Annotated in this window: 28 protein-coding genes and 1 riboswitch; of the genes, 20 read left to right on the top strand and 8 right to left on the bottom strand. The window is 37.5% G+C overall.

The window, feature by feature from the left end; genetic code table 11:
• The first annotated feature begins 20 nt into the window (after window positions 1-20).
• Window positions 21-128, top strand: a riboswitch (SAM riboswitch).
• A gap of 178 nt (window positions 129-306) precedes the next feature.
• From ACUL40_RS17260 to yunB, 12 genes are all read left to right on the top strand, one after another.
• Complete coding sequence (locus tag ACUL40_RS17260; protein ID WP_074047573.1) at window positions 307-1,332, top strand: methionine ABC transporter ATP-binding protein; 1,026 nt, start codon at window positions 307-309, stop codon at window positions 1,330-1,332.
• Window positions 1,325-1,990 carry a methionine ABC transporter permease gene (locus ACUL40_RS17255; RefSeq protein ID WP_000359401.1) on the top strand — a complete coding sequence of 222 codons (666 nt, stop codon included), beginning with the start codon at window positions 1,325-1,327 and terminating at the stop codon, window positions 1,988-1,990. The genes ACUL40_RS17260 and ACUL40_RS17255 overlap by 8 nt, the downstream gene beginning before the upstream one ends.
• 23 nt (window positions 1,991-2,013) lie before the next feature.
• Window positions 2,014-2,826, top strand: a complete 813-nt coding sequence (metQ, locus tag ACUL40_RS17250) for a methionine ABC transporter substrate-binding lipoprotein MetQ (RefSeq protein ID WP_000735099.1) — start codon at window positions 2,014-2,016, stop codon at window positions 2,824-2,826.
• 71 nt (window positions 2,827-2,897) lie between these two features.
• Window positions 2,898-3,704, top strand: coding sequence for a methionine ABC transporter substrate-binding lipoprotein MetQ (gene metQ, locus ACUL40_RS17245; protein ID WP_000757013.1), 807 nt, complete (start codon window positions 2,898-2,900; stop codon window positions 3,702-3,704).
• Window positions 3,705-3,942: 238 nt separating this feature from the next.
• A complete protein-coding gene (sufC, locus tag ACUL40_RS17240) occupies window positions 3,943-4,728 on the top strand; it encodes a Fe-S cluster assembly ATPase SufC (RefSeq protein ID WP_000929160.1) in 786 nt (261 codons plus the stop codon).
• Between the two features lie 15 nt (window positions 4,729-4,743).
• The gene (gene sufD, locus ACUL40_RS17235; RefSeq protein ID WP_000152167.1) at window positions 4,744-6,036 is read left to right on the top strand and encodes a Fe-S cluster assembly protein SufD; all 1,293 of its coding nucleotides are present in this window, start codon (window positions 4,744-4,746) and stop codon (window positions 6,034-6,036) included.
• Window positions 6,036-7,256: a cysteine desulfurase SufS gene (gene sufS, locus ACUL40_RS17230; protein ID WP_001020767.1), complete on the top strand. Its 1,221-nt coding sequence runs from the start codon at window positions 6,036-6,038 to the stop codon at window positions 7,254-7,256. Before sufD ends, sufS begins: the two co-directional genes overlap by 1 nt.
• Complete coding sequence (sufU, locus tag ACUL40_RS17225; RefSeq protein ID WP_000009523.1) at window positions 7,246-7,677, top strand: Fe-S cluster assembly sulfur transfer protein SufU; 432 nt, start codon at window positions 7,246-7,248, stop codon at window positions 7,675-7,677. Before sufS ends, sufU begins: the two co-directional genes overlap by 11 nt.
• 48 nt (window positions 7,678-7,725) lie before the next feature.
• Window positions 7,726-9,123, top strand: coding sequence for a Fe-S cluster assembly protein SufB (sufB, locus tag ACUL40_RS17220; RefSeq protein ID WP_001118827.1), 1,398 nt, complete (start codon window positions 7,726-7,728; stop codon window positions 9,121-9,123).
• A gap of 770 nt (window positions 9,124-9,893) precedes the next feature.
• Entirely contained in the window at window positions 9,894-11,309 is a 1,416-nt protein-coding gene (locus ACUL40_RS17215) for a bifunctional metallophosphatase/5'-nucleotidase (RefSeq protein ID WP_445423159.1), read from the top strand.
• Window positions 11,310-11,374: 65 nt separating this feature from the next.
• Entirely contained in the window at window positions 11,375-11,677 is a 303-nt protein-coding gene (locus ACUL40_RS17210) for a YunC family protein (RefSeq protein WP_000248466.1), read from the top strand.
• 54 nt (window positions 11,678-11,731) lie between these two features.
• Entirely contained in the window at window positions 11,732-12,463 is a 732-nt protein-coding gene (gene yunB, locus ACUL40_RS17205) for a sporulation protein YunB (protein ID WP_445422806.1), read from the top strand.
• A 73-nt stretch (window positions 12,464-12,536) separates the two neighbouring features.
• On the opposite strand, the gene ACUL40_RS17200 is transcribed toward yunB, so the two are convergent.
• Window positions 12,537-13,520, bottom strand: coding sequence for a M23 family metallopeptidase (locus tag ACUL40_RS17200; protein ID WP_000944663.1), 984 nt, complete (start codon window positions 13,518-13,520; stop codon window positions 12,537-12,539).
• 189 nt (window positions 13,521-13,709) lie between these two features.
• Here ACUL40_RS17200 and lipA point away from each other — a divergent pair, with 189 nt between their 5' ends.
• A complete protein-coding gene (gene lipA, locus ACUL40_RS17195) occupies window positions 13,710-14,606 on the top strand; it encodes a lipoyl synthase (protein WP_000166372.1) in 897 nt (298 codons plus the stop codon).
• A 21-nt stretch (window positions 14,607-14,627) separates the two neighbouring features.
• Here lipA and ACUL40_RS17190 read toward each other — a convergent pair whose 3' ends face one another.
• Both ACUL40_RS17190 and ACUL40_RS17185 read right to left on the bottom strand, forming a co-directional pair.
• Entirely contained in the window at window positions 14,628-15,107 is a 480-nt protein-coding gene (locus ACUL40_RS17190; protein ID WP_000272746.1) for a YbaK/EbsC family protein, read from the bottom strand.
• Window positions 15,108-15,181: 74 nt separating this feature from the next.
• Window positions 15,182-15,736 carry a histidine phosphatase family protein gene (locus ACUL40_RS17185; RefSeq protein WP_074047571.1) on the bottom strand — a complete coding sequence of 185 codons (555 nt, stop codon included), beginning with the start codon at window positions 15,734-15,736 and terminating at the stop codon, window positions 15,182-15,184.
• Window positions 15,737-15,869: 133 nt separating this feature from the next.
• Here ACUL40_RS17185 and ACUL40_RS17180 point away from each other — a divergent pair, with 133 nt between their 5' ends.
• On the top strand, window positions 15,870-16,304 hold the full coding sequence (locus tag ACUL40_RS17180; RefSeq protein WP_001038433.1) for a hypothetical protein: 435 nt from the start codon (window positions 15,870-15,872) through the stop codon (window positions 16,302-16,304).
• Window positions 16,305-16,334: 30 nt separating this feature from the next.
• Here the strand turns inward: ACUL40_RS17180 and ACUL40_RS17175 are convergent, their stop codons facing one another.
• Complete coding sequence (locus tag ACUL40_RS17175) at window positions 16,335-17,150, bottom strand: YhfC family intramembrane metalloprotease (RefSeq protein ID WP_420951731.1); 816 nt, start codon at window positions 17,148-17,150, stop codon at window positions 16,335-16,337.
• A gap of 100 nt (window positions 17,151-17,250) precedes the next feature.
• On the opposite strand from ACUL40_RS17175, the gene ACUL40_RS17170 reads away from it, so the two are divergent.
• Window positions 17,251-17,985: a MerR family transcriptional regulator gene (locus ACUL40_RS17170; RefSeq protein WP_000178781.1), complete on the top strand. Its 735-nt coding sequence runs from the start codon at window positions 17,251-17,253 to the stop codon at window positions 17,983-17,985.
• A 34-nt stretch (window positions 17,986-18,019) separates the two neighbouring features.
• Here the strand turns inward: ACUL40_RS17170 and ACUL40_RS17165 are convergent, their stop codons facing one another.
• The gene (locus ACUL40_RS17165; protein WP_000744132.1) at window positions 18,020-18,598 is read right to left on the bottom strand and encodes a YhcN/YlaJ family sporulation lipoprotein; all 579 of its coding nucleotides are present in this window, start codon (window positions 18,596-18,598) and stop codon (window positions 18,020-18,022) included.
• Between the two features lie 118 nt (window positions 18,599-18,716).
• Between ACUL40_RS17165 and ACUL40_RS17160 the strand changes: the two genes are divergently transcribed.
• Window positions 18,717-19,019: a YutD family protein gene (locus ACUL40_RS17160; RefSeq protein WP_139372047.1), complete on the top strand. Its 303-nt coding sequence runs from the start codon at window positions 18,717-18,719 to the stop codon at window positions 19,017-19,019.
• Window positions 19,020-19,064: 45 nt separating this feature from the next.
• Here the strand turns inward: ACUL40_RS17160 and ACUL40_RS17155 are convergent, their stop codons facing one another.
• Window positions 19,065-19,562, bottom strand: a complete 498-nt coding sequence (locus ACUL40_RS17155) for a hypothetical protein (protein WP_001174567.1) — start codon at window positions 19,560-19,562, stop codon at window positions 19,065-19,067.
• A 412-nt stretch (window positions 19,563-19,974) separates the two neighbouring features.
• Here ACUL40_RS17155 and ACUL40_RS17150 point away from each other — a divergent pair, with 412 nt between their 5' ends.
• Window positions 19,975-21,444: an RNA-guided endonuclease InsQ/TnpB family protein gene (locus tag ACUL40_RS17150; RefSeq protein WP_079004619.1), complete on the top strand. Its 1,470-nt coding sequence runs from the start codon at window positions 19,975-19,977 to the stop codon at window positions 21,442-21,444.
• 149 nt (window positions 21,445-21,593) lie between these two features.
• Here ACUL40_RS17150 and ACUL40_RS17145 read toward each other — a convergent pair whose 3' ends face one another.
• The gene (locus ACUL40_RS17145) at window positions 21,594-21,860 is read right to left on the bottom strand and encodes a DUF3055 domain-containing protein (RefSeq protein ID WP_000392606.1); all 267 of its coding nucleotides are present in this window, start codon (window positions 21,858-21,860) and stop codon (window positions 21,594-21,596) included.
• Between the two features lie 17 nt (window positions 21,861-21,877).
• On the bottom strand, window positions 21,878-22,849 hold the full coding sequence (gene glpX / locus ACUL40_RS17140) for a class II fructose-bisphosphatase (protein WP_000439090.1): 972 nt from the start codon (window positions 22,847-22,849) through the stop codon (window positions 21,878-21,880).
• A gap of 147 nt (window positions 22,850-22,996) precedes the next feature.
• Here glpX and ACUL40_RS17135 point away from each other — a divergent pair, with 147 nt between their 5' ends.
• The 3 genes from ACUL40_RS17135 to ACUL40_RS17125 all read left to right on the top strand — a co-directional run bounded on the left by ACUL40_RS17135 (window position 22,997) and on the right by ACUL40_RS17125 (window position 25,024).
• Complete coding sequence (locus tag ACUL40_RS17135) at window positions 22,997-23,437, top strand: DUF86 domain-containing protein (RefSeq protein ID WP_000274006.1); 441 nt, start codon at window positions 22,997-22,999, stop codon at window positions 23,435-23,437.
• A gap of 80 nt (window positions 23,438-23,517) precedes the next feature.
• A complete protein-coding gene (locus ACUL40_RS17130) occupies window positions 23,518-24,150 on the top strand; it encodes a helix-turn-helix transcriptional regulator (RefSeq protein ID WP_000503345.1) in 633 nt (210 codons plus the stop codon).
• Between the two features lie 109 nt (window positions 24,151-24,259).
• Window positions 24,260-25,024: a TIGR01457 family HAD-type hydrolase gene (locus tag ACUL40_RS17125; RefSeq protein WP_079004620.1), complete on the top strand. Its 765-nt coding sequence runs from the start codon at window positions 24,260-24,262 to the stop codon at window positions 25,022-25,024.
• The last annotated feature ends 70 nt before the right edge of the window (window positions 25,025-25,094 follow it).

The raw sequence follows: 25,094 nt of genomic DNA, 5'->3' as shown, positions 1-25,094 counted from the left end.
ACGAAAATTGAATCTGATTTCTCTTATCAAGAGAGGTGGAGGGACTGTGCCCTGTGAAGCCCGGCAACCGTCAACTTATGTTGAAATGGTGCCAATTCCTGCAAAGCAAATGCTTTGAGAGATGAGAGAGAGGGATAATGTTGTTATATACGCATAAAAACCTTTCTGCTTCTCTAAAGCAGAAAGGTTTTTTTATTGTTTGAATGTGGAGGACATTCAAATAATAAAAGTAATGATAACAGTGGACTACACGCATTAAAAATAAAAAATTGCGGAGTCGACCTAAACAAAAAAGGGGTGAACATCATGATTCTATTAGAGAATGTAAGGAAAATATATAAGGCGAAAAGCGGTGATGTCACTGCTGTAGATAACGCCAATTTAAAAATAGATAAAGGTGAAATATTTGGTGTTATCGGATATAGTGGCGCTGGAAAAAGTTCTTTAATTAGATTGTTCAATCAGTTGGAGAAACCAACTTCTGGCCAAATTACAATTGCAAATCGTGTCATTTCAGCAATTACAGGAAGCGAACTTCGTAAGGCAAGGCAAGAAATTGGAATGATTTTTCAGCACTTCAACTTACTTTGGTCACGAACAGTACGTGAAAATATAGAGTTTCCACTTGAAATTGCAGGTGTTGATAAAGCGAAGAGAAGAAAACGTGTTGATGAATTAATTCATCTTGTTGGATTAGAAGGAAGAGGAGACGCGTACCCATCTCAGCTGAGCGGGGGACAAAAGCAACGCGTTGGGATTGCAAGAGCATTAGCTAACAATCCACAAGTGCTTTTATGTGACGAAGCAACGTCAGCTCTTGATCCGGAAACGACAGATCAAATTTTGGATTTACTATTAGACATTAATAAGCGCCTTGGTTTAACAATTGTACTCATTACACATGAGATGCACGTAATTCGAAAGATTTGTAATCGTGTTGCGGTAATGGAGAAAGGAAAGATTGTAGAAACAGGTCCAGTACTTGATGTATTCCGTAATCCGAAGCAAGATATTACGAAACGATTTGTACAGCAGTTAACGGATTCTGAAGATACAAATGAAACGATTGAAAGTTTAATTGAAAAATATCCAGATGGAAAAGTAATTCGTTTGCAGTTTATCGGTGAGGCTGTAGAAAGACCAGTGCTTCAACGATTGATGCAACGCAGTGATATAGAAGTTAGCATTTTGCAAGGAAATATCGCACAAACGAATAACGGTTCTTACGGTAGTTTAGTCGTTCATTTAAATGGTGAGGAAACAGCGATCCAGCAAGCAATAGAAGGAATTCATCAAGATCAAGTAGAGCTGGAGGTGATTGCACATGGATAAGTTACTTGCAAATGTTGATTGGAATCAAATGTTAGAAGCAACTGGTGAAACGTTATATATGACGGCAATCGCAGCTCTTGCGACATTTGTTTTAGGACTCATTTTAGGATTGTTACTCTTCATGACAGCAAAAGATAATTTATGGGAAAACAAATCAATTAATACGGTGATTGGAGCATTCGTAAATATATTCCGTTCTATACCATTCATCATTTTAATTATTTTATTAATCCCATTCACAAAGATTCTTCTTGGAACAATTCTTGGAGCAAGTGCAGCTTTGCCGGCTTTAATTATTGGAGCAGCACCATTCTACGCGAGAATGGTTGAAATCGCACTTCGCGAAATTGATAAAGGTGTAATTGAAGCTTCAAAAGCAATGGGAGCAAAAACAAGCACAATTATTTTGAAAGTGTTAATTCCAGAATCGTTACCAGCATTAGTATCTGGTATTACGGTTACGACAATTGCTTTAGTAGGCTATACAGCAATGGCAGGAGTTGTTGGTGCTGGTGGCCTTGGAACACTTGCTTACTTAGAAGGATTCCAAAGAGGGAATAACGATGTAACAATCGTTGCGACAATTTGTGTATTACTAGTTGTATTTTTAATTCAGTGGATTGGTGATAGTTTAACGACTCGAATAGATAAACGATAATAAAAAACGGGAGGATGCTTCAAATGAAAAAATTGTTACTTACGGCACTTATTTCAACTTCAATTTTTGGGTTAGCTGCTTGTGGCGGGAAAGATAAAGATGAAAAGAAACTTGTTGTGGGTGCTTCTAATGTACCGCACGCTGTTATTTTAGAAAAGGCAAAACCGTTACTTGAGAAAAAAGGAATTGAGTTAGAAATTAAAAAATTCCAAGACTACGTATTACCAAATAAATCTTTAGCGGATAAGGATTTAGATGCAAACTACTTCCAGCACATTCCGTATTTAGAAAAAGAAATTAAAGATAAAAAATATGACTTTGAAGTAGCAGGAAAAATTCATTTAGAACCAATTGGTGTGTACTCTCAAAAGTATAAGAGCTTAAAAGAGCTTCCGGACGGAGCGACAATTATTATGAGTAATTCAGTTGCTGACCATGGACGTGGTTTAGCAATTTTACAAAAAGAAGGTATTTTAAAAATTAAAGACGGAATAGATCCAGTTAAAGCAACTCCAAAAGATATTGCAGATAATCCGAAAAATCTAAAATTCAAAACGGATATCGAGCCTGGTTTATTGCCACAAGTGTATAACAATAAAGAAGGCGACGCTGTTTTAATTAACTCTAACTATGCAATTGATGCAAAGTTAAATCCGGAAAAAGATGCAATTGCAATTGAAGGAAATGATTCACCATACGCAAACATAGTAGCTGTTCGTAAAGGCGATAAAGATAAGAAAGAGATTAAAGCTCTTGTAGAAGTATTGCATTCTAAAGAAATTGAAGACTTCATTAATAAAGAATATAAAGGGGCAGTTGTTCCTGTAAAAGAATAATTGCTGAAAAGGGCTGGTGTATGCCGGCTCTTTTTATAACTACATAACCATTGGGGAGAAGGGGAAATCATATGAAAAAGGTTCTACTGTCAGTTGTTACAGCGTTGTCTGTATTTACATTAGCTGCTTGCGGAGGAAAAGAGGAGAATAAGCTTGTTGTGGGAGCTTCTAACGTGCCACACGCTGTTATTTTAGAAAAGGCACAGCCGATTTTAGAGAAAAAGGGTATTAAATTAGAAATTAAAAAATTCCAAGATTATGTGTTGCCGAATAAGGCTTTAGCGGATAAAGAAATTGATGCGAACTACTTCCAGCACATTCCTTACTTAGATAAAGAAATTCAAGAAAAGGGATATAAAATTGTAAACGCAGGAAAAATCCATTTAGAACCTATGGGCATTTATTCTAAGAAATATAAAAGCTTAAAAGACTTACCAGATGGCGGAACAGTGATTATGAGTAATAACGTAGCGGAGCGAGGCCGTATGTTAGCATTGTTACAAAAAGGTGGCGTTATTAAATTAAAAGACGGAGTAGATGTTGTTAAAGCAACAGTAAAAGATGTTGTAGAAAACCCGAAAAACTTAAAATTTAAAACAGATGTTGAACCTGGACTTTCACCGAAATTGTATGAAAATAATGAGGGAGATGCTTTATTTATTAATTCAAACTATGCAATTGATGCAAAATTAAATCCAACAAAGGATGCAATTGCGATTGAAGGATCAGACTCTCCGTATGCAAACATCATTGCAGTTCGTAAAGGTGATGAGAAGAAAAAAGAAATTAAAGAGCTAGTAGAAGTGCTACATTCAAAAGAAATTCAAGATTTTATTAATAAAGAATATAAAGGTGCTGTACTTCCGGTAAGTGAATAAATATAAGGAAAGGGCTGGAAAATTACCAGTCCTTTTTTCTTTATATAAATAAGAAGAAAGGTGTATCATAGAAAGATGTGAAGGAAATACTTATATACATTTGTGAAAAAACGGTTACTTTTTTTCGTCGTTTGCGATATCATTTTATTTGATATAAAATTAGAATGAGAATAAAATGAGAATATGAACGTTTTAGGAATTTTTAAAATGTATATATAGGATTAATGGAGGTATTGAGATGGCTGGTTCTACATTAACGGTTAAAGACTTACACGTATCAATTGATGGCAAAGAAATTTTAAAGGGTGTAAACCTTGAAGTAAAAGGTGGAGAAATCCACGCAATTATGGGACCTAACGGAACAGGTAAATCAACTTTATCTTCTGCAATTATGGGTCACCCAAAGTATGAAGTAACAGAAGGTAGCATCATCATCGACGGTGAAGATGTATTAGAAATGGAAGTAGACGAGCGCGCACAAGCGGGTCTATTCCTAGCAATGCAATATCCAAGTGAAATTAGCGGAGTAACAAACGCTGACTTCTTACGTTCTGCAATTAACGCACGTCGTGAAGAAGGCGATGAAATTTCTCTTATGAAATTTATCCGTACATTAGATAAAAACATGGAATTCCTAGAAATGGATCCAGAAATGGCACAACGTTACTTAAACGAAGGTTTCTCTGGTGGAGAGAAAAAACGTAACGAAATTCTTCAATTAATGATGATTGAGCCAAAAATCGCAATCTTAGATGAAATCGACTCAGGTCTTGATATCGATGCATTAAAAGTTGTATCTAAAGGTATTAACGAAATGCGCGGCGAAGAGTTCGGTTGCCTAATGATTACGCATTACCAACGTTTATTAAACTACATCACTCCAGACTTCGTTCACGTTATGATGAACGGTCGTATCGTTAAATCTGGTGGCCCTGAGCTTGCACAACGTCTAGAAGCTGAAGGTTACGACTGGATTAAAAAAGAATTAGGTATTGAAGACGAAACAACAGAGCAAGAAGCGTAAGAGAGGAGCATAAACATGACAATCGGTACATTACCTTTCGATCAAGAAACAATCCGTCAACGCGCAAGCGAAGTAAACGAAGCAGCTTGGTTGACTGAGTTCCGCTTACAAGCTCTTGCACAAGCAACTGAACTTCCAATGCCAACGCCTGATAAAACGAAAATTGACAAATGGGACTTTATCGGAAAAGGCGACGCTGCTAAGCAAGAGCCTGTAAGTTCTTTAACTGAACTTCCAGAAGCAGTGAAAAACTTAATCGATGAAAATAACAGCGTATTAGTACAACGCACTGGTACAACTGCGTTCGTTTCTTTAGCAGATGAAGCAAAAGAAAAAGGTGTTATTTTCACAGACATCGTAACAGCTGCAACTGAGCATGCTGAACTAGTACAAAAGTACTTAATGAAAGACGGCGTGAAAGTAGACGAGCATCGTCTAACTGCACTTCATGCTGCATTAATCAACGGCGGTGCATTCGTATATGTTCCGAAAAACGTTGTTCTTGAAACTCCACTTCAAGCTGTATTCTTAGTAGACGGCGAAGAAGCTAACGTATATAACCACGTATTATTCGTAGCTGATGCGAACAGTACTGCAACTTATGTAGAAAACTACGTTGCAAATGAAAATGCTAAAGGTATTGCAAATATCGTAGCAGAAGTAATCGTGGAACAAGGCGCACAAGTGAAATTCGGTGCGGTTGATCTATTAGCAAAAGACGTAACAACTTACGTTAACCGCCGCGGCGTTGTAGGACGCGACGGCCGTATTGATTGGGCTCTAGGCCTTATGAATGACGGAAACACAATTTCAGAGAATGTTACCAACTTAATGGGCGACGGTTCATATGCTGATACGAAAACAGTAACAATTGGCCGTGGTAACCAAACACAAAACTTTACAACTAAAGTTGTTCACTTCGGTAAACACTCTGAAGGTTGGATTTTAAAACACGGTGTACAAAAAGATAGTGCAACATCTATCTTTAACGGAATTGGTAAGATTGAACACGGTGCATCTAAATCAAATGCACAACAATCTTCTCGCGTTCTTATGTTAGATGAAAAAGCACGCGGTGATGCAAACCCAATTCTTTTAATCGACGAAGATGATGTAATGGCAGGTCACGCAGCTTCAGTAGGTCGCGTAGATCCAGTCCAACTATACTACTTGATGAGCCGTGGTATTCCAAAACGCGAAGCAGAACGTTTAGTCATCCATGGATTCTTAGCACCTGTAGTTAATGAGCTTCCAATTGAAGGAGTAAAGGCACAGCTTGTTGAGGTAATTGAAAGGAAAGTTCGCTAATGAATATTCATGAAATACGCAAACAGTTTCCAATTCTTGATCAAAAAGTGAACGGCAAACAACTTGTTTATTTCGATAGTGCAGCAACTTCTCAAAAACCAATTCAAGTCATTGAAACGTTAGAACGTTACTATAAAGAATATAATTCTAACGTGCATCGCGGTGTTCATACGCTCGGTACGAAAGCTACCGACGCGTATGAAGGTGCACGTGAGAAAGTTCGCAAGTTTATTAACGCGAAATCAATGGAAGAGATTATTTTCACACGCGGAACGACAACTGCATTAAATACAGTAGCAGCTAGCTATGGTCTTGAAAATGTAAAAGAGGGCGATGAAATCGTTATTTCTTACATGGAGCACCATAGTAATATCATTCCGTGGCAACAAGTTGCGAAGAAAACTGGTGCAACTTTAAAATATCTTCCGCTTCAACCAGACGGTACAATTTCTTTAGAAGATGTTCGTCAAACAGTTACACCGAATACAAAAATCGTTTCTATTATGCAAGTATCAAACGTACTTGGAACGATTAACCCTGTAAAAGAAATCGGAGCAATCGCACACGAAAATGGCGCAATTATGGTCGTTGATGGTGCACAAAGTACACCTCACATGAAAGTGGATGTACAAGATTTAAACTGTGATTTCTACGCATTATCTGCTCATAAGATGTGCGGACCTACAGGTATCGGCGTATTATATGGTAAAAAAGAATTGCTGAACAATATGGAGCCAATTGAATTTGGCGGTGAAATGATTGATTTCGTAGATTTACAAGAATCTACGTGGAAAGAGCTTCCGTGGAAGTTTGAAGCAGGTACACCGATTATCGGTAATGCAATCGGACTTGGTGCAGCAATTGATTTCCTAGAAGAAATCGGTCTTGATAATATTGAAAAGCATGAGCATGAATTAGCGCAATACGCTTTAGAAAGACTATCAGAAGTAGATGGCGTTACAATTTATGGTCCAAAGCATCGCGCTGGTCTTGTTACATTTAATATTGAAGACGTACATCCTCACGATGTAGCGACTGTATTAGATGTAGAAGGCATTGCAGTTCGCGCAGGACATCACTGTGCACAACCGCTTATGAAGTGGCTAAAAGCTTCTTCAACAGCACGTGCGAGCTTCTATTTATATAATACAAAAGAAGAAATTGATACATTTGTTGAATCGCTAATCAAGACAAAGGAGTATTTCACAAATGTCATTTAATAATTTAGATACGTTATATCGTCAAGTTATTATGGATCATTACAAAAATCCTCGTAACCATGGCGTGTTAGAAGATAGTGTTACCGTTAACTTGAACAATCCAACTTGCGGCGATCGTATTCAACTTACGATGAAAGTAGAAGAAGGTATTGTGCAAGAGGCGAAGTTTGAAGGTGAAGGATGTTCAATCTCAATGTCTTCAGCTTCAATGATGACACAAGCAGTAAAAGGTAAGAAAATTGAAGAAGCACTTCAGCTTTCGAAAATTTTCTCTGACATGATGCTAGGAAAAGAGTACGATGACAGCATCGATTTAGGAGATATTGAAGCATTACAAGGCGTATGCAAGTTCCCTGCACGTATTAAATGTGCAACATTAGCGTGGAAAGCGTTAGAAAAGGGCTTAAACGAAGATAAGTAATGTTAAAGGTTCCTAAAAACGAGGTTATCTAAGGAGGGACACACCAACATGGCGAAGCAACTGCCAGATATCGGCGATTATAAATATGGTTTCAAAGACAAAGACGTTTCGATTTTCCGTGCTGGACGCGGTTTAACAAAAGAGATCGTTGAAGAAATTTCACGTATGAAAGAAGAACCACAGTGGATGTTAGACTTCCGTTTAAAATCACTGGATAAGTTCTACGAAATGCCAATGCCACAATGGGGCGGCGACTTAAACGACTTAGATTTCGATGAAATTACGTACTACGTAAAACCATCTGAGAAATCTGAGAAGTCTTGGGATGAAGTACCTGATGAAATTAAAGCAACATTTGATAAATTAGGTATTCCAGAAGCTGAGCAAAAATATTTAGCTGGTGTATCTGCACAGTACGAATCTGAAGTTGTATACCACAACATGAAAGAAGACCTAGAAGCTCTAGGAATCGTCTTCAAAGATACAGATAGCGCATTAAAAGAGAACGAAGATATTTTCCGTGAGCATTTCGGAAAAGTAATCCCACCAACAGACAACAAATTCTCTGCATTAAACTCTGCAGTTTGGTCTGGTGGATCATTCATCTACGTTCCAAAAGGTGTTAAAGTTGATACACCACTTCAAGCGTATTTCCGTATTAACTCTGAAAATATGGGACAATTCGAGCGTACGCTTATCATCGTAGACGAAGGCGCACACGTACACTACGTAGAAGGTTGTACAGCACCTGTTTACACGACTAACTCACTTCACAGTGCGGTAGTAGAAATCATCATTAAGAAAGATGCATATTGCCGTTATACAACAATCCAAAACTGGGCGAACAACGTATACAACCTAGTTACAAAACGTGCGGTTTGTGAAGAAAACGCAACGATGGAATGGATTGACGGTAACATCGGATCTAAATTAACGATGAAATACCCAGCAGTTATCTTAAAAGGCGAAGGCGCTCGTGGTTTAACATTATCTATCGCGATTGCTGGTAAAGGCCAACACCAAGATGCTGGTGCGAAAATGATTCACTTAGCACCAAACACGTCTTCAACAATCGTTTCTAAATCGATTGCGAAGCATGGTGGTAAAGTAACTTACCGTGGTATCGTACACTTCGGACCAAAAGCGAAAAACTCTCGCTCTAACATCGAGTGTGACACGTTAATCATGGATAACCAATCTACATCTGATACAATTCCTTACAACGAAATCAAAAACGATTACGTTTCACTTGAGCACGAAGCGAAAGTATCGAAAGTATCAGAAGAACAATTATTCTACCTAATGAGCCGCGGTATTTCTGAGCAAGAAGCTACAGAAATGATCGTAATGGGCTTCATCGAGCCATTCACTCGCGAACTTCCAATGGAATACGCAGTTGAAATGAACCGCCTAATCAAGTTTGAGATGGAAGGTTCTATCGGTTAAATAGAAATGCGGAGCCGACTGTTCAGACCCGTTGGCTAAGGTTCTTTCGCACAGAAGATGCTTTTTATCTTCTCGTGCGGAAGGTTCTTAGACATGAGGGTCTAGGAGGCGAAGCTGGACATATTTAAAGTGGAAGCGGCTCGTTCAGAATGTGAGGGGGATGGAGCTTCTGACGTAGAGGCGCTTTTTGCCTCATAGGAAGAAGTGAAGTCACCGAACATTCTAGCCGCTGGAACTGGATAATATATGTATGAAGAAAGCGTCCTGCTGTGCAGGGCGCTTTTTTGTTTTGCGGATTTGTCTTGGCGTGGGAGAGGATACCCGGGTGGGTGTTCAGCTAAATATATCAACGATTTTTCAAATATATCAATCATAAACGGGAATATATCAACGATTATTTCAATATATCAACGTTTCGACAAGGAATATCGATTTGTCGACAAGATAAGACAAAAGAAAATCCTCACATACCCCAAATATTTTATAAGAACAGAGAACGACTAGGTTTAAGACAAAGATACTGACAAATCCACTTGAACAACCACCTACTGAATTCTCTATTAAACTTTTTGACAAATCCACCCCTTCCTCCACTATCTGGAATTATTTCCTGCATTAGCAAAAGTTTCTCATATAAAAAGGACAATCTTTTGCTTTTTCTCACAATGCGAGTACAATGTAAAATAGCAAGAAAAGACGAAAAGTATTTACAGGATTATTGTGTACGCATAGCGTAAATGGCAGTAAGGAACTGAGAGGAGGTTTTTTCTCTGAATACAAATAAAGAAACAATCATCCACCTTTATCATACAAACGATATACATAGTCATTTTGAAAATTGGCCGCAAATTTCTCGGTTTGTTCTAGGGGAGAAAAAGCGAAGACAGGAAGCGGGAGAGACTGTTTTGACGATTGATATCGGCGATCATGTGGATCGTTTTCATAGTATTTCGGAAGCGACAAATGGGATTGGGAATACGAAGCTTTTAAATGAGGCGTTATATGATTATATAACGATCGGAAATAATGAAGGCATTACGTTAGCGAAAGAGCATTTAAATCGGCTCTATGATGATGCTGGATTTGAAGTACTTGTCGCAAATTTATTTGAAAAAGAAGGTGTACGTCCATCATGGGCAAAGCCTTATAAATTACATACAACGACAGATGGGATTACGATTGCTTTTATCGGGTTAACTGTTGCGTATCCAGAGTTTTATCAAATGCTCGATTGGCATATTGAAGATCCGCTTATCCATTTAGAGTCTATTTTAGAAGAAGTGAGAGATGAAGCTCATATAACAGTTGTCCTTTCTCACCTTGGAAAAAGTATGGATGAGTATATGGCAGAGCATTATGATATAGATGTTATTTTAGGGGCACATACGCATCATTTATTTGAGCGTGGTGTTCTAATGAATAATACTTTACTTTGTTGCTGTGAAAAGTGGGGACGTTACGTTGGGCACGTGCAGCTTACTGTGGATAAAGAGACGAAGAAGCTGTTGAAAAAGGACGGTAGAGCGATTAAGACGGAACGGTTAGGTGCTTATAGCGAGCCGTTATCCACAATTGAAATACTGCAGGAAGAAAGTAAGCATATAATGGCAGAGCCTGTCGTTCATTTAAAAGAGTCATTACAGGTTGATTGGTTTCATGAGACGCCGTTTTCTTATATGTTAGCAAGTACGCTGAAAACATGGTGCGGTGCAGAAATTGGCATGGTGAATGCTGGTGTACTTCTTGAAGGGTTAGAAGAGGGTGTCGTAACGCGCGGAGATATTCACAGAATTTGTCCACATCCAATTAATCCGTGTGCTTTGAAAGTTCCAGGAAAGATATTAAGAGAAGTTATTTTGAAAGCACGTAAGCCGAATATGGAGAATCTTGAGGTGAAAGGATTCGGATTTCGTGGGAAAGTGATGGGGAAAATGATTTACGCGGGTGTAGAAGTAATTCCAGATACGATTCCTGGGAATAAAATTTTACTCGAAGATGTATTAATTAACGGGGAATCGCTGGAATTAGATCGTATATATACAGTAGGAACAATTGATATGTTTACATTTGGCTACTTATACCCAGAGCTATCCACACTTTCTGACAAACAATATTATATGCCAGAACTACTTAGAGATGTGTTAACAGATATGTTAATAACTTATAAATCTTCCGTTAAACTATAGGCTAGTTAACTTGTAACACTCATTTTTCTCTTGTCATACAGATAAGAAAGAGAGGAGTGTGAACTATGGTTAATGTGGAGCCAATTATAATTGATAATTATACGTTTATTGCGGTTAGCGTGAAACTTCCAAAGACAAATTTGCTAGCTGTAATGAGCGATAAAGGATATATTATGTGTGGTGCATTAGATGTAGGTCTTTTAAATGAGAAGTTAGGTGATCGAGGAATTATTGCTGGCCGTGCGGTTGGTGTAAGAACGATTGAACAACTTCTTGAAGCGCCGCTAGAATCGGTAACGACTGGAGCTGAAGCATTAGGCATTCCAGCAGGAACGATTGGAAAAGAAGCATTATTAAAAATGAGATAAGCATATATCGTCCCTCCTTCTTGCATAGAAATGATATAAGAAGGAGGTTTTTTTATGAGTATATTTCGCTCGAAAAACTCGCGGTTTCGAAGGGGACCTATTGCCTTTCGGTATATACTGCTTATGTCGTTTATTCTTTTTGTTATATTACTTACGCAAGGGTTGTGGATTGTGAATAATAATATTCAGCCGACCTTAATTAAATATGGGGAAGTAGAGACGCATAAAATGGCGACGGCAATTATGACGAAGGCAGTAAAGGATCGAATTAATGAAGGATTCGATGTAGATTCATTAATGAAAGTACAGAATGATAAAAACGGAAAAGTATCTACAATTAATTTAAATGCAAAGCAAGTAAATGAAATCGTAACGTCAACGACCACGTACATAGAAAAATATTTGCAGCAAGTAGAACAAGGGAAGTTGAAGGAGCTAGGTATTTCTGAAAAAAACGGGGCGACTATGGCAGTTCCTTTTGGGCGTGTAACTGATAATGCGCTTCTTGGTAATATAGGACCAGATATTCCGATTCATTTCACGCCAATTGGGCATGTGAATACAGATATTAAACAAAAAATTGAGCCGCATGGGATTAATACTACAGCGATTCAAATTGTTATGGAAATGGAAGTAACATTGCAAGTAATTATTCCATTTCATACGAAAGAGATAACGGTGAAACAAAATGTTCCGATTGCGACGCGTATCGTTCAAGGGGAAGTGCCTACGTATTATGGAAGTGGAAGTGTTGCTGTACCTGATAAAAAGAAAACAGATAGTTAGTTGTAAATAAAGTGAAATCCGGCTCAGCCAGGCTTTTAATGGATAAAAAATAACCGTAGCAATGCAGCTACGGTTATCGTTTTGTATTTGCTCGTTCTTTGCGTTCCCAAAGGCTTAAATGCATGTATGGATCGAAGGCCCATTCTGTATAGCCATTGTCTTTATATATGCCAAAATGTAAGTGGGGCGGAAATTTTCCGGCTGTACCAGGAGGTCCATAACCAGTGCTACCAACAAATCCGATTACTTTCCCTGGCTCAACAATTTGTCCAAGCTGTATTTCTTTTGAGAACCCGCCTAAATGAGCGTAATAATGGTAATTGTTATGAAGGTCGCGAATACCAATGCGCCATCCACCAAGGCGGTTCCAACCTTTCGTTTCAATAATGCCATAGCAAGTCGATCTTACTGGCACGCCATATCCGGCGAAAATATCTGTTCCTTCATGAATCCTTCTGCCGCCAAAACTTCTTCCAGCGCCGAAAGTACTACGGTAGCTATGGTCACTACGGATCGGAAGAGGAAAAGCATTTCCCTCTAAATTAATACGGCCATAATGTTTATAAATTTGGGCATATTCGCTAATTAAATCAACTGTTTTTGCACGTCTATAATATTCCCAGAGCATAATTTTAATACGGTCTTCTGACGTTCCTTGTTTCCTTAAAATAGTCGCTGCGGTATGCAGAAGATCACGGTCGCTATTTGCATTTGCAAATCCATCTTTGTCACCATCTAAACCTATTCCGCCAAATAGAGAAATTGTATGGGGGAGAGTATCGTTACTATTAATAGGTCCAGCCCATATTTCTGGTTTGAAATAAAGGGAAATGATGGCATCTGGTTTTTTCGGAATATCTTTTCTTACGCTCCGTATATTTCTTTCATATTGATCCATTGCAGCTAAGTAATACCATGGAATGCCTGAAGACTGCTCGGTTTCTTTATATAGTGCCATGCGCTTTTCGTATATGCTTTGCTGATTATCTTCACCGTAAGCGATGTTTTGGTGGAGAAGAAAACAAATAGAAAGCAAAAGAGAAATTTTTCGAAGCATGAAATAGACTCCTTTCACAACATCACTCTTTTTAGTGTGGGATATACGGAGTATTTCATTATAGGGAACGATTGGAAAAAATCTTAGAATCTTCATTTGAGCAAATCGCTTTCATACGTTAGAATAGATATGTTACATTGAAAGAAGCGAACACGGTAAACTATTTCATATTGTGCGGAGTTGATAACCATGACAAAACAAACAGAATATAAGCGCAAGCCCGAATGGTTGAAAATTAAGTTAAACACGAATGAAAACTATACAGGCTTAAAGAAAATGATGCGTTCTAAGAATCTTCATACCGTTTGTGAAGAGGCAAAATGTCCGAATATTCATGAATGCTGGGCTGTAAGAAAAACAGCAACATTTATGATTTTAGGTGCGGTTTGTACACGTGCTTGTCGTTTTTGTGCGGTTAAAACAGGCTTACCAACTGAGCTTGATTTACAAGAACCAGAACGCGTAGCAGATTCAGTAGTACAAATGGGCTTAAAGCACGTTGTTATAACAGCGGTTGCACGTGATGATTTAAAGGACGGGGGAGCAGCTGTTTTTGCTGAAACAGTACGCGCAGTACGTCGTAAAAACCCATTCACGTCTATCGAAGTATTACCATCTGATATGGGTGGAGTAGAAGAAAACTTAAAAATGTTAATGGATGCAAAACCAGATATTTTAAACCATAACATTGAAACAGTACGTCGATTATCTGACCGAGTTCGCGCTAGAGCAAAATATGAACGTTCATTAGAGTTTTTACGTCGAGCGAAAGAAATGCAGCCTGATATTCCAACTAAATCGAGCATTATGGTGGGCTTAGGTGAAACGAGAGAAGATTTAATTGAAGCAATGGATGACTTACGTGCAAACAATGTGGATATTTTAACTCTTGGGCAATACCTACAACCATCTAAGAAGCATTTACCAGTTCTTAAATATTACCCACCAGCAGAATTTGCAGAGCTTAAAGAAATTGCACTTAGCAAAGGATTTAGCCACTGTGAAGCTGGCCCACTTGTGCGTTCTTCTTACCATGCGGACGAGCAAGTACGTTCTGCAAAAGAAAAAACAGCAGAAGCTAAATAATGAAAAAAAGAGAGCTAATGATTAGCTCTCTTTTTGTTTGTACTCTAAAACGGTATTTGGACATGTTAATAAAATCTTTTTTAATTCTTCTGTGGATAATTCAATTGTAAATTCAGGAACACCAGGTGTAATTAAAATTTTATCGTACGTATAAATAGCGTTATCCACAATAATTGTTACATCGTGTGAATATCCGAAAGGAGCCACACATCCCGGCGTACAACCAGTTTTGTCTCGCAGTTCATCAGGAGAACAGAGAGATAAGCGTTCTCCTGATAGTTCTTTCATCTCTCCCCGGTTGAGCCTTGTGCCCTCTAACGTAAAAAATACGTAATAATCTCCAGACTTTGATTTTAAAAATAAGCTTTTACTTGGAGTGCCTTGTAAGCCAAGTCTCTCGCGTACGATCCGATCGGTCTCATAATCGAGTACTGGTTCGTGTTCGAATTTTTCATAAGAAACATTTGTTTTATGTAGTAAAGCAAGTACGTCTTCGTACATATGAAATGATACCCCTTTCTATTGTTAGAACAGTCTCTTCTCGTGGCGTCAACTGAATGTTTTGGAAAGGGATATTACTTGGACGATGCTTCCCATAAGCGTTTTATGATACATTGTTCGTCGATTGTAATTTCGTAAATATCAGGATTCGTTAGAGTTCTCCATTCATTAAAGCCAATCGTATGATCAAAATGCTTTAAAATGAGCGTAAGTAAATTGCCATGTGTAACAAGTAGTGTTGTCGTATGGTTTAATTGTAAAACGTCTTGAATAAGCGATAGGGCCCGGTCTGTTGCTTGTTTTGTTGACTCTCCGCCTGAAAAGGCAATATCTATATTTGTAAAAGTAGATTCTAGTTTTTGCATCCAATCATCCATTGGAATGTTGCTCAATATGCGTTCAGTTAATCGTTCATCTTCTTGGATAGATAAGTTAGCTTGGAGCGCATAGGGCCGAATGGAATCGATAGCTCGGACAAATGGGCTTGAAATAATATGATCGATTTGTAGAGTATTTTCTAAGAGGAATGTAGCAAGGGTGTTTGCTTGGTCTTTTCCATCGGTCGTTAATTCATCATCACGTTTTTGCCCAATTGCTGAACAATGTCGTATTACAATAATTTTCTTCATAATTCATCCCCATCTTTCAAGTTGACGCTATATACTTCGACAAATGTAGAAATAATTCCTTTTTATTGGAAACAGCATATTGATTTAAATATGTGGAAAAGTAATGTGGATAATGAACATTTGAGGTGCAATCATGAATAAAATGATATGTATTGTATTTAGTCTTTGTTTTTTTATACACTTGTCCACAACTTATGCAGAGTCGAATCAAAAACTAAATTATCCAAGCAATCGAAATAAGTCATTTGTGAGTGAGGATGTTTTTTATAAACAGTTAGATAAGAAAATCTATAAAGAATACAATAATGCAGCATATAGTGTTCGGAAAAAAATCTTATTTAAAGAAGTGGCTGATGAGGAATTTTCTTTCCTACAAAAAACAACCATGGGTTGTCGGAGTAGTGTGATGCTTCAAGATTTTTTTGTTCATCCTGATCGCCAAGTTTATTTTTTCGCTTCCTTTTCTCAAAATGAAGTAGAAGAGTTTCATAAGTACATCGTTATAGATGCAGAAACAAAGAGGGAGCTGCAAGAAGGAAAAAGCTATCACCATTGCGACAATCCATAAAAAATAACCCACCAATCGGTGGGTTATTTTTTACTCCGGCACACTCATTAATTTCGCTTTCATCTTGCGAATAAGAACGACAGCCCCAATTGTGAAGAGAAGGGTAATTCCTTCGGCAACAAAGATATTGATTGTTTTTGTTTGGTAAAGTGCCGCGAAAAAGTCTACAAATGCGTGGAATAGTATAGCGTATACTAGGAAGATATATTTCTTCTGTTTGACTGCGTATAAAACAAGCATTGTAAAGGCGATTTGAAGCACGAGTGCCATAATTCTTTCTAAGCTACCAAGGAAGTATAAGTAGGCAGGTTGCTGAATTAACATGTCCTGTAAAATGCTAAGCTCGGGTTTTTGTTCAATCAGTCGAGCGAAGCTACCATCGTTAATAGAATTAGCAAAGATTAATGCTTGTAATGCAGAAAAACCGCCAATTAAAATAGATTCAATTCCGCCGTGACCAATTCCATAAGCGAAGCCATCTTTATATTCTAGATATTTTTTTAGTAAGAAGAAGAAGGCAACGAAGCGTCCTAATTCTTCAAAAATACCAGCAGTCAATCCGCCATAAAATGCGAAGACAAACGGATTTTCTAAAAATGGAGCGATTGTTGGATTACCGCGCATAAATAGGTGGAATGGTGTTTCAAGAATTTGGGTGAATCCGATAAATATAAGAACACCAACGCCGACCACTTTCCAATTCATATTATATTTTTTACGGAAATAAACGAGTACGATAATTGGGACCAGAATCGAGACAATGAGTTGAAAAATGATGCTGGCAATTACAGTATTTGAAACCATACTTTCACCGCTTTCTAATATATGTACATATCTATTATGCATGAAATAGGGGAGAGATGAAACTTTTAGAAAGAAAATGAATTTACTTATTGACTCTAACGTTGCGTCATACTTTATCGTATGTACTAAGGGGGAGATACAAATGACAATGAGAGTAAAAGAAGTAGCTGATTTAGTTGGAATTAGTGTGCGCACACTGCATCATTACGATGAAATTGGGTTGTTAACCCCAGACGAGACGACAGAGTCTGGATATCGTCTGTATTCCAATGAAAATTTAGAGACATTGCAGCAAATTTTGTTTTTTAAAGAGCTTGGCTTCCCTTTGAAGAAAATTAAAGAGATTATCATGAGTCCATCATTTGATCGCGAAGAGGCACTACAGCTTCATAAGAAGATGCTTCTTGAAAAGCGTGCCAGATTAGATAAGGTGATTGCGACGATTGATAAAACAATTCAGCATACAAAAGGAGAGATTGAAATGACGAATAAAGAGAAATTTGAAGGATTCGATTTCAGCCATAACCCATATGAAGAAGAAGCACGTAAAAAATGGGGAGACGCAGCTGTAGATAAAGCGAACGAATATGCAAAAGGTATGTCAAAAGAGAACCAAGAGGAGTTTAATGCTATTTATAGAAATTTAGCAACGCTTAGACACGATGCACCAGATTCTAAAGAGGCGCAGGCAGCTATTAAAGTATGGTACGATTACTTGCAAAACTTCGGTGAATATTCGTTAGATGCTTTTAAAGGACTCGGTCAAATGTACGTCGCTGATGAGCGTTTTACGAAAAATATCGATAAGTTTGGTGAGGGATTAGCGCAGTTTATGTGTGATGCGATGGAGGTTTATGCGGATCGTAATAAAAAATAAAAAGTAAAACAGGTGGAGATTTTCTCCACCTGTTTTACTTTTTAATCATATCATTCAAAGTCTGATCTCCCGTATTGTTCAAATGAGGATTTTTACTCATTTCTCGTTTTAACATATCGAGGCTTTGTGTATATTCTGTATCATTTAATGCGCCAGATTGAAGCCCTTGAATTTGAGAAATCAACTTTTGGTCTGTTGATACATATGCTTTATAATAGCGAGGAACGATGGACAAAGCAGCTCTATATACTTGATCCGCTACGAGTTTTGGATCCGTTGTGTTTGCACGGTATACAACGAACACTTCATCATCAGTAACGAGTGTAGCAGCGTTTGTAACGTCAGGAAGTTTGACTGTCATGCTTGTAATCATTTCAGCGACCTTCTCGCGATTAATGGCCCCTACTTGTTTGTTAGATACTTCATGCTTTTGTTTAGAAGAATAACCGACTCTTGTGAGTCTTGTATTTGTATTTTCCGTATGATACATGTCGTTTTTATTGGAAACAAGAACACGGCTTCCTTCTTCACGTTCCATTTCAGCTTTGTTCGCTGATTGGCAGCCTGCAAATAAGGAAAGAGTGAGAAGGGAAAGTAAAATTTGTTTTTTCACGATGTATCACCTCCTTCTCCATAGCATGTACTAATTTGCAATTTTTTGTATTTGAAATTGTTGGTTGTTATGCTTTGTGATACGATAAAAAGAAGAATGCTTAGAGAGGAAGTTAATGATGGAGCAAAAGCAAGAGATTCATGTTACGGTGAGCATTAATAATGTTCAGTACGAAGTAATTAAAAACTTTCGTGACGGTTTTAGTGAAGAAGCATTTAAAGAGCGCTATGCAGAAATTTTAAATAAATATGATTACATCGTTGGGGACTGGGGATATGAGCAACTTAGATTGCGCGGATTCTTTGATGATAGTAACCAACGTGCGACATATGATACGAAAATTAGTACGTTAACGGAGTATTTATACGAGTACTGTAACTTCGGTTGCGCACATTTTGTATTACGAAAAGTGAAGAAATAAAAAAATCCTCTTACAATTGTAAGAGGATTTTTTGCATATTTTTGCTTACAAACAAATCGAGATATGATCGCCTTCAGAAAGTATTGTATTTGGCTTCATTTGTTGTCCGTTTAATTGAATATCCCCATTTTTAATTTTATCCACAATGCGTGTACGGCTCCAGTCGGAAATATATGTGGATAAGGCTTTATCGATGCGGTGGGAACCGAAAACAATATCTAATACGATCGTGATTTCGGTTATGCCGCTTTCTTGATGTTGCGTAATGGAAATGGTAGTAGTTGTTTCTGGCTGATCCTGCTGCGTCATATCGACTGTTTCAACGTGATCAGTAAATGCTTTATAAATACGAAGTTTTTGATTCCACGTATGGTCTTTCGGACATTTATAAATGGCAAAGCGGTATATGTTTTTTCCGTTGGCGTTATGCCTACGAATATTTGTGTCGGTAAATAGGGTAGTACGTCTGCAATTTTTACAATATTTTTCGATTGTGTTTTGCTCGTTTTCATATAAACTCCAAGAAAGTTGTACTTTCTGCATTTTCCTTCACCTCTTATAGTAGTGGTAAAGGAACGTAATACAGCTATTTGGATGTCTTGTAGTATGAAGGCATGAGAAAAAGACAAGAATAAAAGGAGGTCCCCAAAGAGGAACCTCCGTAAACATCATACTACAGATGCAATACGCTCCTTTGTAATGGGAATGGGCAGACTACTCCCTTGAAAAAGCACGGTGCTTTTTTGAGAGTAATGCTATCCAATTGCTGGTCCATTACAAAGTAGTTGTTGGCATACGTCGTAAACGTCCTTTCTATCATGCCTTTCGAGAGGACCCCCACCTCTAAACGTAAGTGAAGGTGGTGAGGTGAATCGAAAGAAATATTTTATTTTTGAGAAAAACAGAAACGTATGTTCTTTTTTACTATAATATCCTTAACAAGGAGGTGAATAAAATGGCAAAAGAAAATCCATCAAACTATAAAACTCTTCAAATTTGGATTAAAAAAGGGCATCGTATGTATTCTTATTTTCAAGAATGTTGTCATAACGCTAAGAATATGTACAACACTACAAACTTTTATATACGCCAGGTGTACACTGGATTAACACAAGAAAAAGAGTTACAGCCATTGCAAAAAGAAGTTCTGGATCATATTCATAAAAATATTGGTAAGATGAATGACACACAACTTCTTGCCTATCAGAAGAAATTGGAAAAAGAGAAATTAAAGCCTAAAGAAGAACAGAAAGAGATTACATGTAATTTGTTTTCAGAACCTAATTTTGAAAAACCTTATGTAGATTACAACTTTCTAGATGCACTATTTAAGGCTATGATTCAAAATGATTATCGAGCTTTGCCTACGCAATGTAGCCAGTCAATCATGCAAGGTGTGTTCCAAAATTGGAAATCTTTTTTTGCTAGTTTAAAAGACTATAAAAAGAATCCAAACAAATATGCTGGAATGCCTAGGATTCCAAAGTATATTCGTTCTTCTGAAAAAGAGATTCTGTATACAAACCAAGATTGCATCATTAAAAACAGTAGATTTTTAAAGTTTCCAAAGACGAAATTGCAATTAAATATTGGGAAACTAGGTTTCACTGAAGGTAAACTGAAACAAGTTCGTGTGATTCCAAAATACAATGAATATGTAGTGGAATTGGTAATTGATGTTCCTTCTGAACAACAAATTATTGAAGAGAATGCTCGTTATATGAGTATTGATTTAGGTATTGATAACCTTGCAACCATCGTAACAAACACAGGTATGAAACCTGTCCTTGTTAAGGGCAAACATGTCAAAAGCATAAATCAATATTACAACAAAATGAAGAGTCATTTTACAAGCATTCTTAGAAATGGAAAACAAACGAATGAAGGACCTTTTACTTCTAAAAGGATAGAAAAACTTCATCAAAAACGTTACTTGAAAATAAAAGACGTCTTCCATAAAGTTAGTCACCATATCGTAAAACTAGCACAAGAAGAAGATGTTTGTAAAATCGTTATTGGTCAAAACAAAAGTTGGAAACAAGAAACAAATATGGGAAAAAGAAATAACCAATCGTTTTGTCATATCCCACATAGTTTATTGATTCAAATGATTACATACAAAGCAAATGCTGTAGGCATTCAAGTTATTGTAACTGAAGAATCATATACATCGAAAGCAAGTTTTCTGGATAACGACTTCATTCCAACGTATGGAGAAAATGACCAAAATACAACTTTTTCAGGAAAACGAATAAAGCGCGGCATATATTGTTCAGCAAATAAAACTTTAATTCATGCAGATGTAAATGCTGCGGCTAACATTTTACGAAAAGTAATCCCAAATGCATGGACAAATGGGATAGAGGGGTTAGGTGTGAAACAGCTCGCTAATGTGTTAACTCCCCTGACGTTAATCGTCCGTTAGGTCGAAACGTTAGAAACCCCCACTTCAAGCTTTGCTAAGTGGGGGAGTGTTCATCCAAATAGATTTATTCTTAATTATAATTAAAAGATTGAAAATTTAAAATAATTATAATGAAAAACACCAGCTAAAAAGCTGGTGCCTAAGATAAATTATATAAGTTCAAATAAAAATGAGCGTAATTCTTCTGCAATTTCTTCAGTCATAGAAAATGCGTGCTCTAAGTAGCCTGGTTCGTTTAAATCGTCAGCGCCGATGATTGCGAATTTATTACGCTGCATATCAAGGACAATTGTTTTACCGTAATGACGATCGGAGTATAATAGCGCTAAATCATGACGCTCATTTTCTCCCATAAAGCTAACGAAACGAGTTTTTGTAGCGACAGTGTCGTCGTACAGAAAGAAACGTTCTTCCATACACATGGCTCCTTTTATTAAATATCTAAGTTTAAGTGTGGCTTATGATCTAAATGGTGATGCGTTTTAATGAATCGTACTGTTCTTGTTTTGTAACGCATTACGATAGAGTATGTTTCAGCTAAGTCTCCGCCAAGGAATTTAACACCGTCTAATAACTCACCAGCAGATACACCAGTTGCTGAGAAGATTGCATCATCCCCAGATACTAAGTCATCTAACATAAGAAGTTGACGAGGATCTTCTAATCCCATTTCACGACAACGAGCTTCTTCTTCTTCGTTCATTGGAACTAAGCGAGCTTGCATTTCACCTTCAAGGCACTTTAATGCTGCTGCAGAAATAACACCTTCTGGAGCTCCGCCAATACCTACGAATAAGTCGATACCCGTTCCAGGTAGTGCTGTTGCGATTGACGCACCAACATCACCGTCACCAAATAATTTTACGCGTGCACCTTTTGCACGAACACGGTCAATAATATCTTGATGACGTTCACGTTCTTGAACGATAACTGTTAGATCGCGAATCTTTTTATTGTTAGCTTCTGCTACAATTTCAATTGTTTTTTCAATTGGATCATCTAAGCTAATTTTACCAGCTGCTTTTGGACCAACCGCGATTTTTTCCATGTACATATCAGGAGCATGAAGAAGGTTCCCTTTGTCTGCGATTGCAATAACTGCCATTGCATTTGCAAGACCTTTTGCAACGATGTTTGTACCTTCTAATGGATCAACGGCGATGTCTACTTCTGGACCATTACCTGTTCCTAGTTCTTCACCAATATACAACATCGGTGCTTCATCAAGTTCTCCTTCACCAATTACAACTGTACCTGCCATGTTTACTGAATCGAACATATCACGCATTGCTGTAGTTGCTGCATCATCTGCTTCATTTTTCTTTCCGCGGCCCATCCACTGTGCGGATGCTAAGGCTGCTGCTTCTGTTACACGGACAATTTCTAGTGCGAGTTCACGTTCCAAGATTCCATTCCTCCAATTTCAAAAATCATACAAATATAACTATAACAAATAACGGAGAAAAGGTGAATTCGAAAAATTGTCGATTTTTTCAGAAGAAAGCGTTACAATTAAAATGTAAATGCTTTAATTTCCAGGTAGGTGACATTCATGTATTTTGTAGACAGAAAGAAAATAGAACAAATGCTAGTATGTTTAGAACGAGCAACAAGTACATTTCAAGAGAAAAAGATATATGAAACCGAGTTTGAATTTTACGCATTAGAGCGCATAGCCCATCTTATTATTGATTGTGTATTAGATGTAGGAAATGCGATGATTGATGGATTTATTATGCGTGATCCAGGAAGCTATGAAGATATTATTGATATTTTAATGGACGAGCGAGTGATAAGTGAAGAAGATGGACAAGGGATGAAAGAAATTATCCTTCTTCGAAAAATGCTTACGCAAGATTATATTCAAATGAATCATGATGAATTATATAAGACGATTCAAAAACATATTGCAGTGGTAGAGAAATACCCAGCAAATATTCGCAGTTATTTAGAAAAGGAATTAGGACCTGTATCTGCATTTGTACCAGAATAATTATGCTTATAAGATCCCCAGAGAATGCCTTTTGGGGATCTTATATTGTATGTGAGAAAGAAAAGGGAGAAGGGTGAAGTATGGGGGAAGCACGTACTACGAAAGACGAGATTGTACAATTGTTGAAAGTAAAGGGAGAGCACACGGTAGCGGAACTAGCTGACGTTTTAGAGATTACAGAAATGGCGATTCGAAGACATTTAAGTAATCTTGAGAAAGACGGACTCATTTATTCTAAGATGGTAAGGCAACATGTCGGAAGACCAACTTATTTGTATGGATTAAGCGAAAAGGGAGAAGATACATTCCCGAAAGAGTATAAGCAATTTGCGATTGATATGCTAGAAGATTTAGCTCGAATGGGCGATGAAAAAATACTTCGTTACGTTTTAAAAGAGAGAACGAAGCGAATGGAAGAACAGTTACAAAAGAGAGTGAGTAATCAAAAGAATTTAGCATATAAAGTGCAAGAGATAGCAGCTATGCAAGAGAAAAATGGTTATATGGTTCAAATAAAGAGAGATGGAGAGAAATCTTTCGTAATTGAAAAACAAAACTGTCCGTTAAAGGAAATTGCCGAGAGATTCCCGCAAGTGTGTGAAGATGAAAAAGAAATGTATAAGCGTTTATTTACGAACGCAGAAGTGAAAACGCTAGCAAATATGTGCGAGGGCGATTGTAGTTGTTCTTACCAAATAAAAGAGAAAAAATGAACGTTATGGGGCGCTTTAAGGTAAAGCGTTTTTTTCTTTTGGAAAAGCGGGTAATATAAGAGTGGTATGATAAGGTGAGAACGTTAGCATAGAAGGAGAGACATAATCGATGTATAAAGGTTACTTAATTGACTTAGACGGTACGATGTATCGCGGAGAAGAACAAATTGAAGAAGCAAGCGACTTCGTAAAAGCATTAGGAGAGCGCGGCATTCCATATTTATTCGTTACGAATAACTCAACTCGCAAACCGGAACAGGTAGCAGAAAAGCTTGTTCGTTTCGATATTCCAGCGAAAGCAGAGCAAGTATTCACAACGAGTATGGCGACTGCGAACTTTATTTATGAACGTAAACAAGACGCAACTGTATATATGATTGGTGAAGAAGGCTTACACGATGCACTTGTGGAAAAAGGATTTGAACTTGTGGATGAAAATCCTGATTTCGTTGTTGTGGGTTTAGATCGTGACATCACATATGAAAAATTAGCAAAAGCGTGTCTTGCTGTGCGTAATGGCGCAACGTTTATTTCTACAAATGGGGATATTGCCATCCCAACTGAGCGAGGATTATTACCAGGTAATGGTTCATTAACATCAGTTGTAGCAGTATCAACAGGTGTGGATCCAATCTTTATCGGAAAACCAGAATCAATCATTATGGAACAAGCTTTGAAAGTGCTTGGCATAGAAAAGAATGAAGCATTAATGGTTGGGGATAACTACGATACAGACATTTTAGCAGGAATAAATGCTGGTATGCATACGCTTCTTGTCCACACTGGAGTCACAACTGTGGAGAAGTTAACAGAATACGAAATTCAACCGACGCAAGTTGTGCATAACTTGACGGAGTGGATTGAGAAGATGTAATGAAATGCAGGTAGCCGGAAGAGGTTACCTGCATTTTTTATGCATAATTGCATATGTACTATAGGTATGC

The sequence above is a fragment of the Bacillus sp. KNSH39 genome, assembly GCF_052656585.1.
This window is presented reverse-complemented; position numbering and strand designations above follow the sequence as displayed.